The sequence below is a fragment of the Micromonospora sp. NPDC049274 genome (assembly GCF_040678875.1).
Taxonomy (GTDB): Bacteria; Actinomycetota; Actinomycetes; order Mycobacteriales; family Micromonosporaceae; genus Micromonospora.
On sequence record NZ_JBFAQS010000009.1, the window covers coordinates 166866 to 189709 of the forward strand.

General features: G+C 69.3%; 27 protein-coding genes and 1 tRNA gene. 14 read left to right on the plus strand and 14 right to left on the minus strand.

Annotation, left to right across the window (positions count from 1 at the left end; all coding sequences use genetic code 11):
• Positions 1 to 128 precede the first annotated feature (128 nt).
• The 6 genes from AB0K10_RS18900 (at position 129) to AB0K10_RS18925 (ending at position 4779) form a co-directional block, all read left to right on the plus strand.
• Positions 129 to 665 carry a sigma-70 family RNA polymerase sigma factor gene (locus AB0K10_RS18900; RefSeq protein ID WP_363685052.1) on the plus strand — a complete coding sequence of 179 codons (537 nt, stop codon included), beginning with the start codon at positions 129 to 131 and terminating at the stop codon, positions 663 to 665.
• A complete protein-coding gene (locus AB0K10_RS18905) occupies positions 662 to 1447 on the plus strand; it encodes a zf-HC2 domain-containing protein (protein WP_363685054.1) in 786 nt (261 codons plus the stop codon). The genes AB0K10_RS18900 and AB0K10_RS18905 overlap by 4 nt, the downstream gene beginning before the upstream one ends.
• Positions 1444 to 2199, plus strand: coding sequence for an ABC transporter ATP-binding protein (locus AB0K10_RS18910; protein WP_363685056.1), 756 nt, complete (start codon positions 1444 to 1446; stop codon positions 2197 to 2199). The genes AB0K10_RS18905 and AB0K10_RS18910 overlap by 4 nt, the downstream gene beginning before the upstream one ends.
• Complete coding sequence (locus tag AB0K10_RS18915) at positions 2196 to 3470, plus strand: hypothetical protein (RefSeq protein WP_363685058.1); 1275 nt, start codon at positions 2196 to 2198, stop codon at positions 3468 to 3470. The genes AB0K10_RS18910 and AB0K10_RS18915 overlap by 4 nt, the downstream gene beginning before the upstream one ends.
• The gene (locus AB0K10_RS18920; protein ID WP_363685059.1) at positions 3467 to 4099 is read left to right on the plus strand and encodes a hypothetical protein; all 633 of its coding nucleotides are present in this window, start codon (positions 3467 to 3469) and stop codon (positions 4097 to 4099) included. Before AB0K10_RS18915 ends, AB0K10_RS18920 begins: the two co-directional genes overlap by 4 nt.
• 155 nt (positions 4100 to 4254) lie before the next feature.
• Positions 4255 to 4779 carry a DUF5956 family protein gene (locus AB0K10_RS18925; protein WP_363685061.1) on the plus strand — a complete coding sequence of 175 codons (525 nt, stop codon included), beginning with the start codon at positions 4255 to 4257 and terminating at the stop codon, positions 4777 to 4779.
• A gap of 309 nt (positions 4780 to 5088) precedes the next feature.
• Here AB0K10_RS18925 and AB0K10_RS18930 read toward each other — a convergent pair whose 3' ends face one another.
• The 3 genes from AB0K10_RS18930 to AB0K10_RS18940 all read right to left on the minus strand — a co-directional run bounded on the left by AB0K10_RS18930 (position 5089) and on the right by AB0K10_RS18940 (position 7218).
• A complete protein-coding gene (locus AB0K10_RS18930; protein ID WP_363685063.1) occupies positions 5089 to 6174 on the minus strand; it encodes a hypothetical protein in 1086 nt (361 codons plus the stop codon).
• Complete coding sequence (locus AB0K10_RS18935; protein ID WP_363685065.1) at positions 6167 to 6511, minus strand: PadR family transcriptional regulator; 345 nt, start codon at positions 6509 to 6511, stop codon at positions 6167 to 6169. Before AB0K10_RS18935 ends, AB0K10_RS18930 begins: the two co-directional genes overlap by 8 nt.
• A gap of 149 nt (positions 6512 to 6660) precedes the next feature.
• Positions 6661 to 7218, minus strand: coding sequence for a hypothetical protein (locus tag AB0K10_RS18940; protein ID WP_363685067.1), 558 nt, complete (start codon positions 7216 to 7218; stop codon positions 6661 to 6663).
• Between the two features lie 540 nt (positions 7219 to 7758).
• Here AB0K10_RS18940 and AB0K10_RS18945 point away from each other — a divergent pair.
• Together AB0K10_RS18945 and AB0K10_RS18950 are read left to right on the plus strand one after the other, a co-directional pair.
• Complete coding sequence (locus AB0K10_RS18945; protein ID WP_363685069.1) at positions 7759 to 8949, plus strand: IS110 family transposase; 1191 nt, start codon at positions 7759 to 7761, stop codon at positions 8947 to 8949.
• A 193-nt stretch (positions 8950 to 9142) separates the two neighbouring features.
• A tRNA-Arg gene (locus AB0K10_RS18950) sits at positions 9143 to 9218 on the plus strand.
• 266 nt (positions 9219 to 9484) lie between these two features.
• On the opposite strand, the gene AB0K10_RS18955 is transcribed toward AB0K10_RS18950, so the two are convergent.
• Complete coding sequence (locus AB0K10_RS18955; RefSeq protein WP_363685071.1) at positions 9485 to 10897, minus strand: choice-of-anchor A family protein; 1413 nt, start codon at positions 10895 to 10897, stop codon at positions 9485 to 9487.
• Positions 10898 to 11652: 755 nt separating this feature from the next.
• Between AB0K10_RS18955 and AB0K10_RS18960 the strand changes: the two genes are divergently transcribed.
• From AB0K10_RS18960 to AB0K10_RS18970, 3 genes are all read left to right on the plus strand, one after another.
• Positions 11653 to 12531 carry an alpha/beta hydrolase gene (locus AB0K10_RS18960; RefSeq protein WP_363685073.1) on the plus strand — a complete coding sequence of 293 codons (879 nt, stop codon included), beginning with the start codon at positions 11653 to 11655 and terminating at the stop codon, positions 12529 to 12531.
• Positions 12532 to 12921: 390 nt separating this feature from the next.
• Positions 12922 to 13107 (plus strand): hypothetical protein, encoded by a 186-nt coding sequence (locus AB0K10_RS18965; RefSeq protein ID WP_363685075.1) that lies wholly within the window; start codon positions 12922 to 12924, stop codon positions 13105 to 13107.
• A gap of 6 nt (positions 13108 to 13113) precedes the next feature.
• Complete coding sequence (locus AB0K10_RS18970; RefSeq protein WP_363685297.1) at positions 13114 to 13404, plus strand: GNAT family N-acetyltransferase; 291 nt, start codon at positions 13114 to 13116, stop codon at positions 13402 to 13404.
• Here AB0K10_RS18970 and AB0K10_RS18975 read toward each other — a convergent pair.
• The 3 genes from AB0K10_RS18975 to AB0K10_RS18985 all read right to left on the minus strand — a co-directional run bounded on the left by AB0K10_RS18975 (position 13401) and on the right by AB0K10_RS18985 (position 14481).
• Positions 13401 to 13589 (minus strand): hypothetical protein, encoded by a 189-nt coding sequence (locus AB0K10_RS18975; protein WP_363685077.1) that lies wholly within the window; start codon positions 13587 to 13589, stop codon positions 13401 to 13403. The two genes, AB0K10_RS18970 and AB0K10_RS18975, sit on opposite strands and share 4 nt — an antisense overlap.
• A 377-nt stretch (positions 13590 to 13966) precedes the next feature.
• Positions 13967 to 14266 (minus strand): hypothetical protein, encoded by a 300-nt coding sequence (locus AB0K10_RS18980; protein WP_363685079.1) that lies wholly within the window; start codon positions 14264 to 14266, stop codon positions 13967 to 13969.
• Entirely contained in the window at positions 14263 to 14481 is a 219-nt protein-coding gene (locus AB0K10_RS18985; RefSeq protein WP_363685081.1) for a hypothetical protein, read from the minus strand. Before AB0K10_RS18985 ends, AB0K10_RS18980 begins: the two co-directional genes overlap by 4 nt.
• 309 nt (positions 14482 to 14790) lie before the next feature.
• Between AB0K10_RS18985 and AB0K10_RS18990 the strand changes: the two genes are divergently transcribed.
• Positions 14791 to 15021, plus strand: coding sequence for a GntR family transcriptional regulator (locus AB0K10_RS18990; protein WP_363685083.1), 231 nt, complete (start codon positions 14791 to 14793; stop codon positions 15019 to 15021).
• 135 nt (positions 15022 to 15156) lie between these two features.
• Here AB0K10_RS18990 and AB0K10_RS18995 read toward each other — a convergent pair whose 3' ends face one another.
• Genes AB0K10_RS18995 through AB0K10_RS19005 form a run of 3 tightly spaced genes read right to left on the minus strand, consistent with a single transcriptional unit; the run spans position 15157 to position 18571 of the window.
• Positions 15157 to 16143 (minus strand): phosphotransferase, encoded by a 987-nt coding sequence (locus AB0K10_RS18995; RefSeq protein WP_363685085.1) that lies wholly within the window; start codon positions 16141 to 16143, stop codon positions 15157 to 15159.
• 56 nt (positions 16144 to 16199) lie between these two features.
• Entirely contained in the window at positions 16200 to 17153 is a 954-nt protein-coding gene (locus tag AB0K10_RS19000; RefSeq protein ID WP_363685087.1) for a sigma-70 family RNA polymerase sigma factor, read from the minus strand.
• Positions 17150 to 18571: an MFS transporter gene (locus AB0K10_RS19005; protein WP_363685089.1), complete on the minus strand. Its 1422-nt coding sequence runs from the start codon at positions 18569 to 18571 to the stop codon at positions 17150 to 17152. The genes AB0K10_RS19000 and AB0K10_RS19005 overlap by 4 nt, the downstream gene beginning before the upstream one ends.
• Before the next feature lie 128 nt (positions 18572 to 18699).
• Between AB0K10_RS19005 and AB0K10_RS19010 the strand changes: the two genes are divergently transcribed.
• On the plus strand, positions 18700 to 18978 hold the full coding sequence (locus AB0K10_RS19010; RefSeq protein ID WP_363685091.1) for a hypothetical protein: 279 nt from the start codon (positions 18700 to 18702) through the stop codon (positions 18976 to 18978).
• Between the two features lie 25 nt (positions 18979 to 19003).
• On the opposite strand, the gene AB0K10_RS19015 is transcribed toward AB0K10_RS19010, so the two are convergent.
• The 4 genes from AB0K10_RS19015 to AB0K10_RS19030 form a co-directional block, all read right to left on the minus strand.
• Positions 19004 to 19354 (minus strand): DoxX family protein, encoded by a 351-nt coding sequence (locus AB0K10_RS19015; protein WP_363685093.1) that lies wholly within the window; start codon positions 19352 to 19354, stop codon positions 19004 to 19006.
• Between the two features lie 129 nt (positions 19355 to 19483).
• Positions 19484 to 20263, minus strand: a complete 780-nt coding sequence (locus tag AB0K10_RS19020; RefSeq protein WP_363685095.1) for a hypothetical protein — start codon at positions 20261 to 20263, stop codon at positions 19484 to 19486.
• Between the two features lie 52 nt (positions 20264 to 20315).
• A complete protein-coding gene (locus tag AB0K10_RS19025; RefSeq protein WP_363685096.1) occupies positions 20316 to 20915 on the minus strand; it encodes an ATP-dependent Clp protease proteolytic subunit in 600 nt (199 codons plus the stop codon).
• Between the two features lie 134 nt (positions 20916 to 21049).
• On the minus strand, positions 21050 to 21637 hold the full coding sequence (locus AB0K10_RS19030; protein ID WP_363685098.1) for a helix-turn-helix transcriptional regulator: 588 nt from the start codon (positions 21635 to 21637) through the stop codon (positions 21050 to 21052).
• A 189-nt stretch (positions 21638 to 21826) separates the two neighbouring features.
• Here AB0K10_RS19030 and AB0K10_RS19035 point away from each other — a divergent pair, with 189 nt between their 5' ends.
• Complete coding sequence (locus AB0K10_RS19035; protein ID WP_363685099.1) at positions 21827 to 22840, plus strand: potassium channel family protein; 1014 nt, start codon at positions 21827 to 21829, stop codon at positions 22838 to 22840.
• The last annotated feature ends 4 nt before the right edge of the window (positions 22841 to 22844 follow it).

Below are 22844 nucleotides of genomic sequence, written 5' to 3' on the forward strand. Positions count from 1 at the left end.
GCGGCCTGGTCAGCTCGGGACACGCCACCATGGGAGCAGCGTAGAGAACGGAGACCGTCATCGGTGTCCGCGATGCGCGTGGCGCGGCGGAGAGAACCGTTTCGCCGAGTGATGCGTCCTAACCTTGCGTGATGGACGTGGACGACGAGGAGTTGTTGCGCCTCGTCGGTGAGGGTGACCGCAGGGCGTTCGACGTGCTGTATGCGCGTAACGCGCCGTGGTTGGTGCTGCGTCTGCGCCGCCGGTGCCGGGATCCGGAATTGGTCCGGGAGGTGTTGCAGGAAACGTTCCTGACGGTGTGGCGGGCCGCGGCCAGCTACCGCGGGGACGGTGCGGCGGTGGCCTGGCTGTGGTCGGTGGCCGCCGGTCGGTTGATCGACGCGCGGCGGCGTGCGTTGGTTCGTCCGCAGAGTGTGGGGGCGCCGAGTGAGGACGTGCTGGCGTGGTCTCCGTCGGCGGAGGACGAGGTCTTGGCGGGCGCGTACGACGCTGAGTTGGAGCGGGCGCTGCACCGGCTGGCTCCGGAGTTGCGGGCGGTGTTGCAGGCGACGGTGCTGGACGGCCTGACGGTGCGGGAGGCCGCGGTGTTGCTGGGTGTGCCGGAGGGCACGGTGAAGACCCGGGCGATGCGGGCGCGCCGCGAGTTGAGGGAGGCCCTGTCGTGACCGGTTTCCACGTCGACGCCGGGGTGCTGGCGGCGTACGCCGAAGGCGGCCTCGCTGACGTTGACGCGTGGTCGGTGGAGGCGCACCTCGACCGCTGTGCGGACTGCCGGACGAGCATCGCATCGGACGCGTCCACAGCTCTGGTGGTGGAGGCGGTCGCGGTATCGCTGGGCAGCCGGTTGCCGACGCAAGGGCGGGTGCGGCAGGCGACCGGGTGGCGGCGAATCAGGGTGTTGGTGGGTGCGGGGCCCGCGGCGCGTGCGGCGTGGTTGCTGTCGGTGGCCGTCACCGGGGTGCTCACCGCGGGGTTGGCGGTAAGTCCGACGGTGGTTCCGCCGTGGTTGCTCCTGCTGATCGCGCCGGCGCTGCCCGCTGTCGGTACGGCCCTGTCGTACGGGCCGCGCACTGATCCACTGCACGAACTGATCGCGGGGACACCGCAGGGCGGGCTGCGGATCGTGCTGTGGCGCACGCTGGCGGTCCTCGCGGTCGCCGGGCCCGTCGCGGTCCTGGCCGGCGCGGTGACGGGCATCGGTACGCCGGGGCTGTGGCTGTCGCCCTGTGTCGCGTTGACCGTGCTGACGTTGGCGCTCGGCTCGTTGGTCGAGCCCGCGTACGCCGCGCTCGTGGTGGCAGGGGCGTGGGCGGTGGTGGTGCTGGCGCCGCCGGTCGGCGGTGTGGCGGTCCTGGTGTCGAGCGGTTCGGGATGGCTGGGCGTCACCGCGGTGGCCGCGGTGGTGGTGTACGTGCGTCGGGAACGGGTGGGAAGGCAGCCAGCATGACGACGGTGAGCGTCGACGACCTGCGGGTCAGCTACGGCAAGCGGGTCGTCTTCGACGACCTGGACCTCGAGCTGGGGGTGGGCGTGCACGGGCTACTCGGCCCGAACGGCGCCGGCAAGACCACCCTCATGCGGGTCCTAGCCACGGTGCTGCGCCCCGACCGGGGTGACATCCGGCTGCTGGACCACCACATCGGCGACCCCGCGGCGTTGCGGCAGGCGCGCCGCCAGTTGGGCTACCTGCCTCAGACGTTCGGGTTCTACCCGCGCTTCACCATTCGGGAGTTCGTCGAGTACTTCGCCTGGCTGAAGGAGATGCCGCCGGCGCGGATTGCGCTGGCGGTGGACCGGGCGATCGAGCGGGTCGGCCTGCTGGAGCGCGCCGACGATCGGATGAAGCACCTCTCCGGCGGGATGTTGCGCCGCGCCGGCATCGCCCAGGCCATCGTGAACGACCCCCGGCTGCTGCTGTTGGACGAGCCGACCGCCGGCCTGGACCCGGAGCAGCGGGTGCAGTTCCGGGCTCTGCTGCGGGAGCTGGGCCTGGATGCCGTGGTCCTGGTCAGCACGCACCTGGTGGAAGACGTCGTAGCGGCGTGCACCCGGGTCAACCTGGTCGACGGCGGGCGGCTGGTCTTCACCGGCCTGCCCGACGAGCTGATCGCGGCCGGTGGGGACGGCGACAGCGGCGACTCCCCGATCGAACGGGGCTACACGGCGGTGCTGCGCGGCGCGCGGACGGCACCGCGGTGAGGCGCGCGCTGAGGGTGGAGCTACGCCGCGGCACGGCGCCCCTCGCCGCTGCCGCGATGTTCGGCGCCGGAGTGTGGATGCTGGCCGTGCACCCGGACGACTGGGCCGGCCGGTGGGCGGGCCTCGCCAACTACCTGCGGGTGTCGATGCTGATCCTATGCGCTCTCATGATCGCGGCCGGGGCGTGGCAGTCCGGCCGGGAACGGCGGCGCGACATCGACGAGCTGATCGCCTCCACCCCCCGCCCGGGCTGGCAACCACTGGTGGTGGCCTGGCTCGCCGTGACCGTGGCCGGCGCCGCCGGACTGCTGGTCGCGTTCGCCGGAGCCGGGGTGCTGGTCGCCCGGGTCGCGACGTACACCGGCGGAGGCTGGTGGTGGACGATGACCGTCGGTGTCCTCGCATTGGCCGCCGCCGCCGCGGTCGGCGTCCTCGTGGGCCGGCTCGTTCCGCTGCGGGTGGCGGCTCCGATCGCCGGCCTCGCCACCTACCTGGGCCTAGCCATCGTCACCTACTGGGACGGCACGACCGCCGCGTGGCTCTCACCGGTTTACGGCGGCTGGGCGGTGTATTCACTGGTCCCCGACCGGGTCACCGCGTTGCAGGCAGCCTGGCTGGTGGGCCTGACGATCCTGCTCCTCGCCGCCGCCGCGCGGCAGTGGCGAGCAGCCCTGCTGACCGGGGGACTCGCCGTCGCCGTCATCGTGCCGATCACGACGGGACCGGGCACCCACCGCCTCCCGGCCGACCCGGCCGCCGTGACGTTGGTGTGCACGAGCAGCGGCCCACAGGTGTGCCTGTCCCGGATCAACGCGTTCCTGCTCGACGACGTCACCAAGGTCGCGCAGCCGATCCTGACCCGTCTCGACGGGATACCCGGAGCGCCCCGGCGGGCCGCCGACCAGGCCGCCAGGCCGGCCAGCCAGTCCATCGAACGGGACGACAGCACGGTCTGGCTCAACCTCGACTACCAGTCCACCGCGCTGGGCGGCCTAGCCAGCCGGAAGAACCTGCGGGCGGACTTCCGGCAGGTGACCCGGGCCAGATGTGAGGACCCGTTCGGGACACGCAGCATCGACCAGCGGGTCTACCGCACCGACACCCTGGCCACCGACTGGATGCTCAACGAGGCAGCGACCCCCGACGACATGCCCCTCACCAGACTCCGCGCACTATCAGAGCCAGCGCAGCGTTCCTGGTTCGCCGCCTACCTCGACGCCGCCCACCGATGCGACACCTCGGCGCTGATTCACCTCGGCGAGCAGCAGTGACCGGCCGCCTGCTCACGCTGCACGTGCGCTCCCGGGGCGCGTCCATGTTCGTGGTCGGTGTCGGCGTCATCACGCTCCTGGCCTGGGCCGCCGGAACCTGGCTCGCCAGCAGGCCCTACTTCGACGGACCCGCCGCCCGCGTCCCCGTGGTCGCGCTCGCACCGCTGCTGGCCGCACTCCTGCTCGGGCCCACCCTCGCCGGCGCCGACGAGGACCTCGAGCACAGCACACCCCTGCCGTGGCGCGCCTGGCGAGCCGGACACCTTCTCGTCGCGGCTTTCGTCACCGCCATGGCGCTCAGCCTGGCCGGGCTACGGGAGTCCCACACATTTGGCGCCCATGCACTGGTGCGCAATGCTCTCGGTTGTATCGGATTGGTCGTTGGCGGCGCAGTGCTGCTCGGCGCGCGGCTGGCGTGGCTGCCCGCCTTCGTCTACGTGTGCGCCGTCTACGCCGCCGCTCCGCGTCAGCCCGGCACCGTCGTTGCGGCTTGGGCCTGGCCGATCCAGCCCTCCACCACGGCGACATCCTGGTTGACCGCTGCCACGATCTTCGCCGTCGGTGCGGCGGGATACGTGCACGGCGGGGCCCGCGCCTCGGCTGGCCGCCGCTACCGTCCGAGACGCTGATGGTGTACCCCACCTGCGCCACCACGGCGACTGAGCCGCCAGGACCCGACCGCCGAGGTTCCCGCCGCCGTACGAACGCAGGCCCGTCGCCGTTGCGGGCCTGGTCAGATCGGGTGTTGACCGTGGTGGCGCAGGCGCGGCCGTACGCTGCGAAGATGGACACCGGGTATGCCTGGGGCATCGAGCAGCCGCCTGATCCCGCTGCGGCCAAAGTCGCCGACACGGACGCGGATGGCCTGACACCGGAGCAGTTGCCGGAGGTACGCGAACTGACCGCGCGGGGCTGGCAGTTGGCCCCGGACGCTCCGATGCTGGTCTTCCTCCCCGCGGTGTGGCCTCCGCAGCTGCGTACCTGGGTGCCGGACCGGGCGACCCGCTACGAGACCTGGACTGAGCTGGACCCGAAGACGTACGAGGTGCTGCGGGAGCAGACCGTGCGGTCAAGCTGGGAGTCCCGCAACGAGGTCGAGAACGATAACGATGCCCTCCTGGCTGACGCGGGCATCACCGGCCGGCCTCGGGGCCGGCTGTGGCTGCTGAAGCCGCCGCCCGGGTTCGCCTCGGTCGATGACTTCCTCGCCGAGCTCGGCCGGCGTGCTGATGCCGCCGGCGTTGACGGGGCATGCGGCCCGGAGTACGTACGGTTCACCCGGGACGTGCTGCGGGTTGTGACCGCCTGAGGATCCGTGGGCACGGCGGTAGCTGCGGTTCTGCCGGTTGACCGGCACTACCAGCGCGGTCCTGGTTAGACCCAGGACACCGGGCGTGACCAAGATTGCCGCCAGCCCCGCCTACCGGCAAGTCCTCGCCGTCTTTCACGCCCTCATCGACGGGATGCGCGCCAAGTGCATTTGTCACGGCCCTCGGCGCCGGCATCACCGCCGAGGACACCGAAGGTCTACGCGCCAAGCTCAACCGACTCGTCGCCTGCCAGATCCTGGCCGAACCTGACCCGGGGGTTCGGGCGGTTGGCCAGCGGGAAGTTCGGCTCAGCTTTCGGCGACTTCACCGGTCGACGCTGCTGGGCTCGGGGGTCGAAGCTGGCCGATTCGGGTTGCCGCAGCGATCACGCTGAGGATGCCGGTCAGCGTGAGCGCGATGACGGTGGCCGCCAGTGGGTTGGCGATCTGGTTGGCCAGCGGGTACATGTAGTCGGCGGCGAACAGCACGTTGGCGCTGCCCGTGTCCGGGAGCATGCTCAGCACGTTGTCCAGGGTGTTCACCCCGCAGGCGAGGAGAGTCGGTAGGCCGAGCAGCAGGATCAGCCACCGTGCCGGCCGTGGGGTTCGGGCGGCCCGGTGAGCCATCCAGGTCATCGCCTGCCACACCACGATCAGCCCGATGACGAACCCGGTGATCGCGCCGGCGAGCACGCCGCTGGGCTCGACTGGGTAGGCGCTGACCGTGACACCGGTCTGGTTGTCGTATCCGGACACGCGCAACAGCACCCCGTCTCGGGAGGCCCAGAAGACTCCGTGCGCGCTGTTCACGTCGGCCTGACTGTCGGCGCCGCCCTGGCTGAGGGCGCCGGTGCGCCAGCCCGCGCTCGTCAGGTGCTGGTGGGCGTCGGCCAGGATGGTCGGTGTGTCGGTGACCTGCTCGTAGACCCGGCTCTGGCCCATCGGCGCTGGTCGCCCGCCGTCCCAGCCCTCCATCGCGAAATCCTGGAACTCGCCGTACGTGCGGTAGGCGTAGGCCATATCGAGGAGGTTGCCGCCCGGGAGTTCGTAAGCGGACGAGGCCGGGCGTCCGACCAACTCGTCGCTGAAGGCGGCAAGGTCGGGTTCTTCGGGGTTGGCGAGCGCCCAGACAGCCAGGGCGCCGGCCCCGCTGAGCACCACGGCCGCCCAGATCGCCACGAGGCCGGTCGCGAGCCGGCCGATCCAGGTGGGCGGCACGAACCGGTACCGCAGACCGCTCACCAACAGGTGAGCCGCCTCACCGCGCGACGGCCGGACCTGCCCCGGCTCGGCCGCGTCGAGCAGGGTGGTGAGGACTTCCAGGCCGCGTTCGCGTCGGTAGAAGCCGGGGTACGCCCAGAGCAGACGACGGTAGGAGCGCTCCAGGTCAGGCATGCCGAACGCCCCCGGTGAAGCCGAACGCCTCGCGCAGCCGGGACGTGGCCACCTGGGCGTTCGACTCAAGCCGCGCCACCGCGGCTTCGAGCGCCGCCCGGCCGTCGTCGGACAGCACGTAGTAGCGGCGCAGCCGGCCACCCACGGCCTCTTCCCGGTCGACGACGATCAGACCCTCCGCGCTCAGCCGATCCAGCGCCGCGTACAGCGTCCCGGCCTTCAGCTTCACCCGCCCGCCCGACAACTGCTCGACGGCCTGAATGATCCCGTAGCCGTGCAGCGGGGTGGCCCGCACGAGTGCGGTCAGGATGAAGAAGGTCGGTTCCTGCATCGCCATGACCAGAACTATAGACCATCTCTATATACAACCCACTTGCATATGACTGAGGGTCGGCGCGTCGGCCCTCTTGCGTGCATCGCGGCTTCGGCAGAGGGCTGGTACGACTACGGCGGAGATGGTGACGCAGCCGGGCTGGGCGTCGGGTCTCACTCGCGGATCAGCCCTGGTGGCAGTGCGTCCTCGTCGGGTTGGACCCGGCGGGCGTTGGCCAGGGGATCTTGTTGGAGAGTGTGGATCAGTGGTGCCGGGCCGCCGAGGCAGGTCCAGGTGTCGTCCCAGAGTGCGGAGACCAGCCATGACCGGTCGGCGGGAAACAACAGGTCAGGTAGCGCTCCGCAGCCATGGCGCATGTGACCGGTGCGCCAGGTGAGGGCCTGCTCGGGGCCGGCCTCGACCAACACGTACGGCCAATTCCAGTAGAGCGACACCCTCGGGGCGTGGGGGAAGACGACGTCGTGGGCGCCGGTGTCGAGGTAACCCAGCCACCACGGCTGGTCGGAGGTGTGCGTGCTGAGGTCCTCGACCAGGGCCTGCTCGTAGGCGGCGGCCGTGACGTCGTCGGCCTGGTACGTGGTGGCGTAGGCGTCGAAGACCGGCGGGATGGCGGTGGTGATCGACACGCCGGCAGTCGTGTGACCAGCGATCCAACCCACGTCGGCGGCGGTCCCGATGCGCCAGTCCCGCCCGTCCTTGCTGATCTGCACACCGCTATTCAAGCCGCTGCAACGACGGCTGGCGTGGGAATCAGCCTGGTCGCGGGAACGGCGGCCGGTGGACCGGCGACCATGGGCAGCCATGCTGTACGCCTGCCCCGCGCTCGATGGAGCGCTGATGCTCGCAGGTCTCGCACATCGTGTCCGAGGCGCAGGCTGGCGACGGCGGGAGGCTGGGGTCGCCGTGCCCGCAGGGGCCGGGAGCGGGTATGGCTGTGTGTGTTCCGCCGTGATCGTGGCTTAACTTCGAGGTGCCGCCCGCTCTCGCCTTGCGGACGGGCTGGTTGAACGGGCGCGGCCCTGGTGGCCGTAGACCCTGATGCCCGGAGGCGGTGGGTATGGCTGCGTGTGTTTCGCCCAGATCGCTTGGCTCACGGTAGGAGATGCCACCCGCCGCTTCATCGTCTGCGAGATTCGGTAGACCGCTGATGGAGATCCGCGACGTGCGTTCGCATCGTTAGAAGGTGCCGGCAAACCCGAACCCGCAGACGAGGGCCCGACAGAGATCCGTTCAGATGAAGGAGTGCGAGGGTGGCGAAGTTGTGGATCGGCGTGGACATCGGCAAGACCCACCACCACGTCGCTGCTGTTGATGGCGACGGTCGGCTGGTCTACTCCCGCCGGGTCGCCAACGAAGAGACCGCCCTCCTGACGGTCATGGCCGAGGTGTCGACGCACGGCCGTCCGGTCTGCTGGGCGGTAGACGTCACCACCGGCCTGTCGGCGCTGCTGCTGACCCTGTTGTGGCGCCGGCAGGTGCAGGTCCGCTACGTCTCCGGCACCGTCGCGTTCCACATGGCCGCTGCGTTCGCCGGGGAGAACAAGACCGACGCCCGCGACGCGGTGGTCATCGCTCAGACGATTCGCATGCGTCCCGACATCCCAATCCTGGAACCCTCCGACCGGCTCCTCGCCGAGTTGACCGTGCTGACCGGGTACCGCGCCGACCTCGTCGGCCAGCGCGTCGCGACCCTGTTCCGGTTGCAGGAACTGCTCACCGGGATCAGCCCGGCGTTGGAGCGAGCTGTGGAACTCAACCGCAAGGGCCCGATGATGGTGCTGGCCTGCTGGCAGACCCCGGCCGCGATTCGGCACGCCGGTGTCGACCGGATCACCGCATTGCTCCGCCGCGGGCATGTGAAGAACGCCGTCCAGGTGGCCGAGGCGATGGTGGCCGCCGCCCGGCAGCAGACCGTGAACCTGCCCGGCCAACGTGCCGCCGCCGTGGTGGTCGGGCAGATGGCCACCGAGATCCTCGCCCTCGAACAACGCATCGCCGCCGTCGACGACCTCATCGCCGACCAACTCGACCAGCACCCCCTCGCGCCGATCATCGGGAGCCTGCCCGGCATGGGTAACCTGCTCACCGCCGAACTGCTCGTCCACACCGCCGGCATGACCGAGTACGACAGCCCCGCGAAACTCGCCGCCCACGCGGGCTTGGTCCCCGTTTCCCGGGACTCCGGAACGGTTTCCGGGAACCATCGGCAGCCCCGCCGCTATCACCGCAGGCTGCGTCACATTTTGTGGATGGCCGCGTTCACCGCCGCCAGGGAATGCCCTGCATCGCGTGCCTACTACGAGAAGAAACGCGCCGAAGGAAAGAACCACCGCCAAGCAATCCTCGCCCTCGCCCGACGACGCGTCGACGTCCTCTGGGCACTTATCCGCGACCACAAGACCTTCACCCGACCGACACCAGCGATCCGCGCCGCAGCCTGAATCAGACCGCTCTCCGCCGACGCGACCGAGTCCCGTCGGCCGCTCCACCCTGCCCGCCAAGATCAACCGGAGTCACATGGAGACTCGGTGTGTGGTCCTGGGCTGGGAGAACGGCGGCCCGGGAACGTGGGTGAACGTGGGCCACTCCCTGCCACCCCAGGTGAACCCCCAGGTCGCTAGACTAGGCCCTCGCGCCCCCGTAGCTCAGGGGATAGAGCATCGGTTTCCTAAACCGTGTGTCGCAGGTTCGAATCCTGCCGGGGGCACCAATGCGAGGCCCTGACCAGCGGAGAGCTAGCCAGGGCCTCGATCTCTATCTATGCATACGTGAGGCGCCCCCCGGAAACCCCCAATAACGCTGCGGGGCGATCGGATTGGCATGGTGCATCGACACCGTTCCCGTGCGCCCTGTCCGGCCTGACGTGGGTCGCGGTCGGCGGCGGCGTGGGCGGCAGAGGAACCTCGCGAGTGCGGTCGAGCAGGGCGTCACCCCGAGGCGGTTATCCCGCCTCGGGGTGACTTCAGTTCATCCGAATCAGCGTCGGGCGCGACGCCGTTTAGTTGCGAGCAGCAGCAGGGTCATCCCCACTCCCGTCAGGACTGCGCCAGTGCCGGCCAGGGGCAGGCTTGCTGAACCGGTCACCGGCAGCGGGGGCTGCGTCGGCGTTGGTTGCGGTGGGAAGGTCGGCGTCGGTTGCGTCGGGCTGGGGGTAGGCGCCGTCGGGCTCACCGTCGGGCTCACCGTCGGGCTCACCGTCGGGCTCACCGTCGGGCTCACCGTCGGGCTCACCGTCGGGCTCGGCGTTGGTGTCTGAGTCGGGGTAGTGGTGGGACTGCCAGTCGGCGTCACGGTCGGGCTCGGGGTGGGCTGCTGGCAGTTGAGGGCGGTCGAGAACGGGAAGTCGTGGATCTCTCCGCCGTCGTGGACCAGTGATCGACTGATCACGCTGCCCTCGATGTTGCTGTTGGTGAGGGCGTTCAGGTCGGCGTTAGGGGCGTAGATCGTGCCCTCGAGGGTCGCGCTGGCGTCCGTCAGCGTGATCGACGTGGCGGTGGGGAAGTTGAAGAAGATGAAGCGCGCCTGGGGGCCACCGATCCCGGCGAAGGTCGGGACCTGCCAGACGAAATCGTCGGCCACGCCCGTGGTGTCCACGTTGACGAGCAGCGGTGTGTCGGCGGTGGGTTGGGTGGCGAAGGTGAAGGTCCCGATGTTGGCCAGGTCGGTCGCGCTCAGATTGAGCGTGTTGGTCACCCCTGGGATCAACGTGATCACAGCGTTGCTGCCCGGTGGGATCGGGCGTGGCAGCACGGCCCCCTCCGGCGTCCGGAGCACCACGTTCTGCAGGCAGGCGGCGAGGCTTCCGGCGGTCTGCCGGAAGCTGGCGAACGCGGCGGCGAAGTCGATCGGCGAAGCCGGTCCGACGCTGGCGACGGGTTGCCGGGTGACCAACTCGACACGTGGACTCGCGTCGTAGTCGTTGGCCGGCAACACGCGAGTGTTCACCAGCGCCCCGTTGTTGTCCACGTTGCGGACGAAGGCTCCGGTCAGGTCGCCGACCTTCACGTATCCGTTCTGCAGCACCTGGAGGCGGGTGCCGGGCACGCTGCCGGCGAAGTCAACTTGGCCGCCCACGACAAGAGCGGTCGGGTTGGTGTCACCTTGGACGATGAACGAGCCGGCGGTGTTTGTCGCCACCTGATAGTTGCTGAAGCTCAGGTTGCCGCCGATGGCGACGGTGCCCTCGTTCTCGCTGCCGAGCAGCCTGGCATCTCCCTGCGTCATCACCAGGAAGCCCTGAGTGGGTGCAACCGGGTCGATCACCGCCCTCGGCTCGGCCGCGCCAGGCTGGGCCACCATCAACGTCAGGGCCAACAGTGCCGCGAGACCCGCCAGTGGCAGAAACGTCAACTGCGCCCGCTTGCTTAACAATACCGACTTGACCATCATCCTTTACCAATCCCCCGAGAAGTCACGAACCGGTAAACGATCGACTTCGGCCGTCGGTGTTAGGGGCGCAGAGAGATAATCCGATCGGATGAACTTCCGAGGAATTCCTACTCCGTGTCTGATAGAGCCTGCTCGGTGTGCCGAGCCTCGATCCAGGGCCGTGTAGGGCTGGGTGGCAAATCGTGATTTGTTCCGGCGACTGAGCCTAGCCGTGATATGCGGGTAACGATGGGAAGCACATTCATGCCGTTCGTAAATTTCTGAGAATTTGTACAGAAATTGCGTTCGACACAGGGCAGGCCGGCGCCGCCGGGCTAATCGTTCGCGCCCGCGTGATCCCGACCGCCACCGTCGAGAGAGTCGTGCCTGGCGGCACTGGGGCGCAGGGCCGCAGGAGCACCAGCCTTGACTCTTCGTTAAGGTCTGCCCGCATTGTGGATCGAGAAAGACGAAGTGCGCTCTGATCTCGGAAGATCTGACTTGTCTGGTGGCGCGGGTGGCGGGCATGACGGCGGCGGCGCCGAAACAGCGCCGGGCGGTGTGGCGGCGGCTTCGATCAGCGGACCCGGGGGCTAACCCCACGGTGCTCGTGGCGTCAGCTTCATTACCAACAGACATGGCAGCCTGATCGCGAAAGCGATCAGGCTCCCGAATGCTTGCACAGGTCCAGCAGCGCCTTCTTCCGTTAAAGGATCTTCATGTCCCGCACCCCTCGCAAGCACCGGTCCACATATCGCCTTCTGTCGTCTCTCGCCGTGCTGGCCCTGGCTGCCGGTGGGGTCACGGCGTGTGGCGACGACGGTTCCTCCGCCACCTCCTCGACCTCGAAACCCCCCACATCGTCCGCCTCGCCGTCGACCAGCCGTGCGGCCGCAGCGAAGCTGCACATGGTCAACAACGGAGGACATCGCCTGGCCTTCTACGTCACGCAGGGTAGCGGTTCCACAATCGTTCTGGACTCCGGCGGCGGCGAGTACTCCTCGCAGTGGACGAACATCGCCCCCAAGATTCACGCGGCCACCGGCGCCACCGTCATCACCTACGACCGGGCCGGCCTCGGCGAGAGCGACGTGGTGCCCGGCGCGTGGAAGGTCGAGAGCGCAGTCAGCGACCTCAAGGCAGGTCTCAAGCAGCTCGGCGTCACCAAGGACGTAACCCTGGTGTCCCACTCCCAGGCCGGCGAGATCGCGAACAACCTTGCCCAGGACAACCCGGAGATGCTCTCCGGCGCGGTCCTCGTCGACGCCAACCTCCCCCAGTTCTTCACCGACGAGCAAATCCCCCGCCTCGTGGCCGCGGGCCAGCCGGACGTCGACGTGGCGAAGAAGGATCCCGAGAAGCCTGCGAACCGCCAGCTCATCTCCACCGCGGAAGGCTTCGCCGCCGCTCACCAGACCTTCCACAAGGTGAAGTGGCCCGCCTCCGTGCCGGCCACGGTCATGGTGTCGGAGAAGACCCCCTTTGCTGGGTCTCCCGAGGACGCCCAGCGCTGGCGCGACGCCGCCGCCTCGTTCGTCAAGGAAGCCCCCAACCGCAAGCTCGTCACCGCCAAGGGCACTTCCCACGAGATCCCGACAGATCGCCCCGACCTCGTCATCAAGGCGATCGAAGACATGTTCGCGGCACAGCATTGACCGCAAGGAGAGGCCCGGGGTTTCCCAGTCGAGCGTTTTGCGTGGGCGGCCGTTTGCCTGCGGAGGCGGGGATCCGGATTCGGCGGCGGGTCGGACGGCCGTGGCGGCGCAGATGACCGCGGATCGCCTTGGCCGAGTACGCCTTGTCTGCCAGCACATGACAGGGCCGGGCCGGGTCCGCGCGGGATCGGCGCGACCATCCGATCAACGCCGACCAGTGCGCCAACCGGCGCAAGAAGGGCGCGAAGGGAGGCCGTTCACCGAAGTTCGACCCCGAGCGGTACAAGCAGCGCAACATCGCCGAACGCTGTATCAACAAACTCAAGCAGTTCCGCGCCGTGGCTGACCCGAGGGCAGGCCCCTGGCTCGACCGTCGGCCACACTCGCGGTGTGACGACAGTCGAGCCAATAGCCTCCACCCATCCGGCGTTCGATCAGGTCGCTGCACTGTTCGACGACTACCGGGCGCACTACGGCCAGCCGTCAACCCCTGAGAACACCCGATCCTGGCTGCACGAGCAGGTCACCCAGCACAGGCTCACCGCAGCGGCCGCCATCCGTGCTGAGGAGGTCTGAGGTTTCATCACGGTCACGATCATGCCGGCCTCGCTCATGTTGGGCACCGCATGGTCGATCCGCGACCTCTACGTGACGCCGGTCTATCGCCGTACCGGTATCGCCAACGCTCTCCTGCGGCACGTCATCCACAACGCCGGTAACGCTGGCGCGCATCGCGTGTCACTCCAGACCGAGACCGACAACGTCCCAGCTCTGACGCTCTACACCGACATCGGGTTTCAGCCTGTCACCGGCCTGGAACTGCTCAGTCTCACCTTGGGTCCCACTCGCCCAGATCTGGGAGACACCGCCTAGCAGCTGCCATCACCTGTGTCACCACCGCTGTCCCCACCCAGTGGGGGGCTGAGCGGGAAGTCGCCAGCGTCATCGTCTGCTTGGCGATGCCGTGATTTCCAGAAGGAGATCAGCGCGAGGACCACCACGGTGACCAGGATCCCGGCAACACCGACGACGCCCACAGCCTGGATCACTGACGCCATCAGCCGACTTTATGGCTGCCCAGCCACTTCCAGCGAGACAGCGTTGGCCCAGCATGGCGGCGGGGATTTCCAAGCTGAGTGTGCACACCTGCGACGATCACAGCATGACCAGTCACGATGGTGAGCCCTGTCCCGGGTGCGGGCACGCGCAGCAGGTGCACCCGAGGCCGGACGGCCGCAACCTCTCCATTTGCGCGGCCTGCATCTACGAGGAGGACGAGGGGCTACGCGATGTCGAGGCCATGTGTAGCAAGGCCTTCCCCGCTGTGCGGGCGGGTGACTAGCAGGTGATGACGAGCGCAGGCACCAGCTGAGCGACGACCAGGGCGGACGCGGGCAGTCGACGATGGACGATCGGAGATCGCACTCTCGTGGTGCTAGCCGACCCGTGCGCGGACGGATCTCGGGCGCGGCTCGGCGTGCGGCTTCCGGCCGACGAGCGTTGGAGCGGGCGCCCTCGTCTCGACCACGATGCCGGCGCGCTGGACGTACAGCTCCCGCTTGGCGGTGGCGTCGCCCCTCGAGTCCAGGACGTAGCCCGTCAACCACATCCAGCCGCTGTACGGGTCGATCTCCCCGACGGACACGAGCCGGAGCCGCAGCGCCCGGTCCCCGCTGAACTGCGGCGAGCACGCCGGCCCGATCAGCAGCAGGTCGCCGGGGTTGAGCGCGTTCACGGCAGCCAGCCGAGGAAGCGGAGGCGAAGCGTGTCCGGCGGAGCCCAGCTCATGTCCCGCTCAGCCGACACCACAAGCGTGCCCAGGTAGACGGCCAGTGTGACCGACGAGTCGGCGTACTCATCCAACAGCTCCTCGCGGCGGATGGCGCAGGGCCACGGCCTGTCGCACGTCTCGCACAGCCAGATGGGCAGGACCGGCCCGTGCCGCGTCATCGGCCCTCACCCGGCCAGTGCCCCCGGTTGATCGGAATGCGGTGACGGTAGCGGCAGGGAAGCTCGGCACCGCAGCGGCAGACGTTCCGCCACCGAATCCACGACCAGACCGGCCGGTGCCGGCGCGCGAGGGTCATCGCCACTGACAGCACGTAATCGTCAAACCGGACTCTTCGCACCTGACCTCCCACGGTCGGTCGCCTTATGCAACCCACCGTAGACCAACCTGTACATCCCGTATAGCCCGTCTAGAACGGGCAGCCTGTACCTGACGCTCATCCTGTTTGGGCCGTCCATAGGCTGCTGATCATGGTTGACGAGATGTCCCCGGTGCCGTTCTACATCCAGCTCGCGGATGCCCTCGCCAAGCAGATCGAGAGCGGCAAGCTCAAGCCGCGTCAGCCCCTTCCGAGTGAGTCGACGCTTCAACAGGAGTACGGCGTGGCTCGCGGGACCGTCCGATCGGCGGTGCGCCTGCTCCGCGAGCGCGGGCTGGTCGTCACGTTCACCGGACGCGGTACGTACGTCAGCGACAAGTAAGGACGGATGCCCCGAGGGCGGGTGCGAGCCGGGCTTGGTCAACCGCGAACCGGCAGGGAAAGTCTTCGGGCACGCTACGCACCGCGGACATCGGCTGCCGCCTCTGCTCCGACGAGGCGGCAGCGCACCTCGTCCTCAACCTTCGTGCAGCTGGCTCAGCGCCGATGCCTTCCAACCGGTCGGGTCGTCGCCGGGCGGCACGAAGGCCAGGGTCTGCCAGAGCACCACGATGTCCCACCAAGCCGCCTCCGCCGGGCTGAGCCGGCGAACGGACTCGTAGCCGGCGCGGAACTGCGCGTGCACGGCGACCGGCACCGGCCCCCAGTCGTGGTAGCGGGTGCCGAGCAGGACCGCCGACCGAGCCAACTCGACGACCGGGTGGTCCTGCTGGGCCTCCTCAAAGTCCAGAACCGCGACGATCTCGGTTCCGACGCACAGAATGTTGGCCGCCCGGAAGTCGGAGTGCAGGAGCTGCCGTGGCAACGGGTCGGCGGGGGCGGCGGCGACCAGACCACGCAGGGCATCGCGGACGGTCGTTGGCACCTGCTCGGTGTGCCTGTCGAGCCAGCCGATGACCCGATCCGCCAGCGGCTCGGCGGGTACGGAGTAGGTGGAGGCGGGATCCGGGTCGGGATGCGGGCAGGGTTTCAGCGCCTCCTGCAGCCGGGCCAGGAGCGCGCCGGCCGCCCACACCTGGGCGGGGTCGGCGGTGTCGAGGAGCTCGCCCGTGATCACCCGCTGCAGACCCACCGAGACGTGACAGGCTTCGATCTGAAGGCTGCCGTCCCGCGCCGGGATTGGCGCCGAGACCGGGAGACCCTGGCCGTCCAGCCAGCTCGTGAGGCGCGCGATCGCCGCCAGCCGTGGGAAACGGTCGGGCACCACCGACCATTTCGCGAGCATCCGGCCAGCCGGCGTGTCGACCCAGGCGAGCGCGTTGCCGCTGCTCATCACGATCCGCTCGCAGGAATCGACTCGAACACCCCAGTGCTCGTCGAGCGCGTCGGCTATCCATCGGCTCGCCGAGTCACCGTCGCTGAAGCCGAACCTTCCACTCAGCGTCTCGCTGGGGTCGTGCGCCTCCCACAACATCTCCAGGACCGGGGCATGCGATTCGGCCATGCGCGGTATCCCACCACGCCGTGCCTACGGTGTCATCCCAACCCCCGGGCGGGCCTTTACTCCTGCGGACGCCTGTCGATCGGCAGTCCGAAGAGGGGGAACAGGTCGGCCCGGTGGAACGACAGCACCGCGGAGACGCCGGCCCTGGTCAGTGTCAGCACCTGCAAGGTGTGCGCGTGGAAGGCGCCGTCCCGTCCGCGGGTGTAGCAGGCGAACGCGGGCTGCCCGTTCGCGGACGTCTCCACCATGATGCGCCGTCCCTCTCCCGGCAGCAGCTTCGCCGTCAGCAGACGCAGTACGTCCTTGCGACCGTCGAACCAGGTGGGAATCGGCGGCATCTCCCACCTGGTGTCCTGGGTCAGTAAGCCCTCCAACGCGACCAGATCGGTCTTCTCGAAGGCCGTGGCGTACTGGTCGAGAAGCGCACGGCGGGCGGGCTCGTCTGGTTCGCTGAACTGGTCCTCGGCCGGTGCGAGCCTGGCCAGTTCCGCCCGCGCTCGCTGGAGTGAACTGTTCACCGCTGCCGTCGTCGTCTCGAGCAGATCCGCCACCTCGGACGCCTGCCATGCGAGGACCTCCCGCAGGATCAGTACTGCGCGCTGCCGCGGTGGCAGGTGCTGCAACGCGGCAACCATCGCCAGCCTGAGGCTCTGCCGGGTCCCCACCACCAGGGCCGGGTCGGCGTTCAGCAGGAGATCCGGGAACGGCTCCAGCCAGGTCGCCTCCAGCGCCTGTGCCTCCAGGTCGTCGGGATCGGTGCCAGGAGCACCCAACGCTGACGGCACCATCCGGCGGCTGCTGTGCTGCAACGCGTTCAGGCAGACCCGGGTGGCGATCCGGTAGAGCCAGGTCCGCACCGATGAGCGCTGCTCGAAGTCTGCGAATCCCCGCCACGCACGTAGGTACGTCTCCTGCACCGCGTCCTCCGCGTCGTGCAGTGAGCCGAGCATCCGGTAGCAGTGCGCGACCAGCTCACCCCGGTACTGCGCGAACTCGTCCTCCAGGTTCACAGCATCTCCTCGATCGGCTCCTGACGGGCAACCAGAGCCCTCGAACCGGGATCCGGTCGTACGACGATGCCGAGTCCGGAGAGTGCTCCGAGCAATGACAGCACGCCGCACACGGCCAAGGCCCGGGTGAATCCCGTCGTGAAGGACTCGTAGCCGCCGGCGGCGGCGAACACCGCGGCCAGGACTGCGACTCCGACGACGCCACCGAGCTGCCGCATCATGGTGTAGACGCCGGAGGCGATTCCGACGGCTTCGCGTGGCAGTGCACCGACGCTGGCGCTCTGCGTCGCAGGCATCGCCATGGAAACGCCGCAACCGGCCACGATCAGAGGCAGCACCAGCTCGGAGTACTCGATAGGGCCCTTGGTGACCTGGCTGATCCAGAACATGCCGACCGCCTGCAGGGCCAGTCCCGTCACGACGAGCGGGCGTTCACCGATCCTGTCTACCAAGCGGCCCGCGATCGGCGCTACCAGGAAGAGCGTGGCGGTCCAGGGCAGAAGCTGCAGCCCGGCCTTCAGCGGGCCGGAGTCGAAAGCGGTCTGCATGAACTGGGCGAGGAAGAACACCGCGCCGTAGAGAGCCGCGGTGAGGAAGAAACCGGCCGCATTGCCGGCCGAGAACGCCCTCGAGCGGAAGTAGAACAGCGGCACCATCGGCTGCGGGGCGCGACGCTCCCAGGCCAGGAACGCCAACAACAGCAGGGCTCCGAGGACGAACGAGCCAGTCACCTCGATGCTGGCCCAGCCCGCCACCTCGCCGCGGACCACGCCCCAGACCAGGCCGAGGACAGCCAGGGCGATCAGGACGCCGCCGCGGAGGTCCACCCGGCGAGCCGCTCCCCAGCTCTCGGGGATCTTGCGGAGGACGAGCGGGATGGCGAGCGCTCCTACCGGCAGGTTGATCCAGAAGATCCACTGCCAGGCCAGGCCCTCGGTCACGGCGCCACCGATCATCGGGCCGCCCAGCACGGCCAGGCCGGTGAGACCGCTGAAGATGCCGATCGCCCAGCCGCGGCGTTCGGGTGGGAAGGCGGCGCCGAGCAGGCCCATCGCGAGCGGCATCACGACGGCGGCGCCCATGCCCTGGAAGGTGCGGGCGACGATCAGCCACGGCACCGATGTCGCCAGCGCGCAGGCGACCGAGGCGATGGAGAAGAGGGCGAGGCCGGCCGCGAACGTTCGACGCCGGCCCCACCGGTCACCGATGGCTGCCGTGGTCATCAACAGCACCGCGAAGCTGAGGCTGTACGCGTTCACCGTCCATTCCAGTTGTTCGATCGAGGCGCCGAGATCCTGCCTGATGGTGGTCAGTGCTGCCGCTACCACCAGGACGTCGAGCGCCACCATCAACGAGCCGATCGAGGTCAGGCCCAGTACCCAGCGCTGCTCGACGGTCGTCCGTTCCTTGCTGCTCACGAGGGTCCCCCAGAAGGTCGCTGTCACTGGTACTGACAGCGGCGGAGGGCCGGAGTAATCGTGGCGATGAGTTTCCGGGTTACGCGCGGTCAGTACCAGTGACAGCGAAACCAGCAGGGAGGGGCCCGATGAGCGCCACAGTGATCCGCTACCAGACCAAGCCCGAAGCGGCAGACGAGAACCAGCGTCTGATCGAGGACGTCTTCGCCGAACTGGCGGCCTCGGCACCGCCCGGCCTGCGGTACAGCGCCTTCCGGCTGGCTGACGGGGTCACCTTCGTCCACGTGGTCGACGGCGACGGCCTCACCGAACTGACCGCCTTCCAGGAGTTCCAGCGCACCATCGGGGACCGCCTCGCCGTCGGCCCCACCCGCGACGACGCCACACCGATCGGCTCGTACGCGTAGCGGAGCAGGGTTTCTAGAAGCCCATCTAGAAGCGGTAGGCCAGGTTCACGGCCAGCGCGGCCAGCACGGTGACGAAGAAGACCGCCCAGCCCACGAGCTTGCGGGACCCCACCCGCAGGTGCGCGATCAGCGCGCCGACGAAGTACAGCACGAGACCCACGGCGGCGAGTGTGCCCAGCAGCGGCACGGCGAACCCGACCACCAGCCCCGCCGAGCCCGCCGCCAGCAGCAGGCCCAGCACCGGCAGCCACGAATGAGGCACGCGCTTCATGTCCGCCTGGGCCTTGGGATAGTCGTGGCCGATCAGGTAGGTGACCGCGGCGATGGCGGTGAAGACCGAAGCGATGATGGTGACTGTCACGTAAGCGGCGAACATGGATCCTCCTTGTGGTTGTCACCCCAAGGACGAGACAGCGCGGCGAAACGTTACCGCGCCGTCCGCAGCAGAGCCCCGCAAACAGCGGTGCCCTCCGGATCGTCCGGAGGGCACCGCGTCGTCGTGGGGTCAGAGGAACTTGTACATCTCCGCGGAGGCCGGCTCGGTGTCACCGGCAGGCGGGGCGATAACCGAGACCTGCTCGCCGAAGCCGCTCATCTTCATGTCGGTGACGAGATCGCCGACCTTCTTCGTGGCGATCGTGTAGGACAGCGCCGTGAGCCGACCGTCGCCGTCGACGGTCGCCTCGAAGGGGATCGCCTTCGGATCCTTCGCCAGCTTGGCGGTGGACTCCAGGCCGTCGCGCATTCCGCCGTCGGTGCCGGCGGCCTCTGCGGCCTTGTTGAGGTCGGCGGTGCCGCTGTAGTGGCCGGGGCTCACTTCCTGGGTGGTCACGATGCCGCCGATGATGCCGGTCTGCGCCTTGAGGTCGAACGACTGGCGCAGCGAGCTGGTCGGCCGGAGCTTGCTGAGGTCGATCTTCATCCAGGGCTTCTTGCCGTCGAGCGAGTCCGACTTGATGTAGGCGGCGTCGCCGATCAGCCGGGCCTCGATCGGCTCCGGGGCGTTCCCGGTGACGTGGATGGTCTTGGCAGCGGGGTCCATCTTGCCGCTGAGGGTGATCGACTGGTTGCCGGCCTTGACCGAGGCGTCCATGGTGACCGTGCCGGCGAGGCTGCGCTCCATGGCCTGCCGGACGGCGGCGGTCGGTTCGAGTTTGGACGTTGCCGGAGCGGCGGAGGGTCCGGCGGAGGGGCCCGACCCTCCGGTGTCGCCGGAGGTGGTGCCGCAACCGGCCACGAGGGCGGCGGCGAGGGCAATCGAAAGGGTAGGGATCAGTCGACGCATAGACGTGACCCTAACCAACGGGCACCACCCGGGGGTGCCTGGCCACCTCGGGTCAGTCCGCCGGCAGTTGGTCGGCTCGGGCGAGCACCCGGTCGATGAGGCCGTACTCCCGGGCCTGCTCGGCGGTGAACCACCGGTCCCGGTCCCAGTCCTGCTGGATCTCGTCCAGTGTCCGTCCGCTGTGCTGGGCGATCAGCTCCTGCATGGTCCGCTTCACGTGCAGCATGTTCTCCGCCTGGATGGTGATGTCCGAGGCGGTGCCGCCCATCCCGCCGGACGGCTGGTGCATCATGATCCGCGAGTGCGGCAGCGCGTACCGCTTGCCGGCCGCGCCCGCGCAGAGCAGGAACTGCCCCATCGAGCCGGCGAACCCGAGCGCCAGCGTCGCCACGTCGTTGCGGACGTAGCGCATCGTGTCGTACACGGCCATTCCGGCGCTCACCGAGCCGCCCGGCGAGTTGATGTAGAGGTAGATGTCCCGGTCGGCGTCCTCGGCGGCGAGCAGCAGGATCTGCGCGCAGATCTGGTTGGCCGACTCCTCGGTCACCTCGGTGCCGAGGAAGACGATCCGCTCCCGCAGCAGCCGCTCGAACACCTGATCACCGAAGGTCGGCTGCCCGCCGTCCCGCATCAGCACGCCGTACCCGATCATCCGTCGCCGCCCTCCACCGCGCCGGCGGGCGGGGGACCGCCCGGGGGACCGGCCCCTCCAGCGTGCGACGACGCCCGGCCGCTGGCCAGGGATTCTGCCGCCGGCAGATCCGCCCAGGGCAGAACCCGGCCGGCCTACACCAGGGTCAGTCGCCGCCGGCCCGCCCGGGCCCGGCGGCAGGCCAGCATCTTGGAGGTACGCGGGCCGGGGCGCCCGGCCGGCGCGGAGGCGATCAGCCGGACCCGTAGCCCTGCCCCGCCGACTGTCGACCCGACCGGCGATGCCGGACCGCCGACATGCAGGATCTGCCCGCCCAGCCGCAGCACCGGCCCGACCGGCTGCCGGACGGGGGCCGGGACGGCGGCCACGGGTGGCGTCGACCCACTCGGCTGGAAGCCGATCCGGAAGCTCGAACCGGTCTCGGTGCGCGCCGACGGCACCCGCTCCAGCCGGGCCAGCGCCGCCCGGGGCGCGGCGGGGGCGCGCCGTTCGACCCGGCGCAGGTCGTCGCGGGCCTCTTCGAGAAGGTCGGACAGGTGGATGCCGAGTGCCCGGCAGATCGCCGCGAGCACCTCCGACGAGGCCTCCTTGCGGCCCCGCTCGACCTCCGACAGGTAGGGCACGGAGACCCCTGCGGACGCGGCCACCTCGCGCAGTGTGCGGCCCTGACTCTGGCGCAGCCGGCGCAGCACCCCACCGATCACGCGTCGCAGCAACGACATGCGGACCTCACTCTCGCGGTCGTCGTCGGAGGAACACCCCCATCATGCCGGTTGTCGGCCCTGCCTACCGACCCCTGCGGGTCGGGTCGGCCGTTGGCGGTGGTTCGTCGGCGCGACCCGGGCGTGCAGTCCGCGGCGTACCCGCTATGTTGTGGTCGTGCAGGCGACGGCGGCGGAACAGGTTCGACGGTGATCCATTTTCCCGCGCAGCGCCGGGGCCCACTGAGCGCGCTGAGCCTCCGGCTCGCTGCCGCCCTGGGCCTGGTCTTCGCCGTGGTAGCGGCGGTCTACCTGGACCGGGACGGCTACCGCGACGTCAACGAGGACGGCCTCACCCTGCTCGACTGCTTCTACTACGCGGTCGTCTCGCTCTCCACCACCGGCTACGGGGACATCACCCCGGCCGCGCCGTCGGCCCGGCTGGTAAACGTCCTGTTCGTCACCCCGGCCCGGGTGCTCTTCCTGATCATCCTGGTCGGCACCACCCTGGAAGTCCTGACCGAGCAGTACCGGACCGGCCGTCGCCTGTCGCGGTGGAGGAGAGTCGTGAAGGACCACGTCATCATCTGCGGCTACGGCACGAAGGGCCGCAGCGCGGTCAATGCCCTGATGGAGAACGGCCTGGATCGGTCGAGGATCGTGGTGGTGGAGCGCAGCAGCGTCGCGCTGCGGCAGGCCACGTCGGCCGGGCTGGTGGCGATCGAGGGTTCGGCGACGCGGTCGTCGGTGCTCAACGAGGCGCATGTCAAGACCGCGAAGGCCGTGATCATCGCGACCGACAGCGACGACGCGTCGGTGCTGGTGGCGCTTACCGTACGGCAGCTCACCGCCGGGCAGGTCCGGATCATCGCGGCGGCGCGGGAGGCGGAGAACGCCCCGCTGCTCAAGCAGAGCGGCGCGCACCACGTGATCGTCTCGTCGGCGACCGCCGGCCGCCTGCTCGGCCTGTCGACCTCGGCGCCGCCGCTGATCGACGTGGTGGAGGACCTGCTCACCCCGGGGCAGGGCATGGCGCTGGCGATGCGCTCCGCAGAGCGGGACGAGGTGGGTCGCTCGCCGCGCGAGCTGGACTCGCTGGTGATCGCCCTGGTCCGGCGGGGCAAGGTGGTCACCCTGGCCGACCGGGCCGGTGCGGTGATCGAGACCGGCGACATGCTGGTGCACGTCCGCGACGACCGCCCGCAGTCCGCGACGACGGCCTGACGCT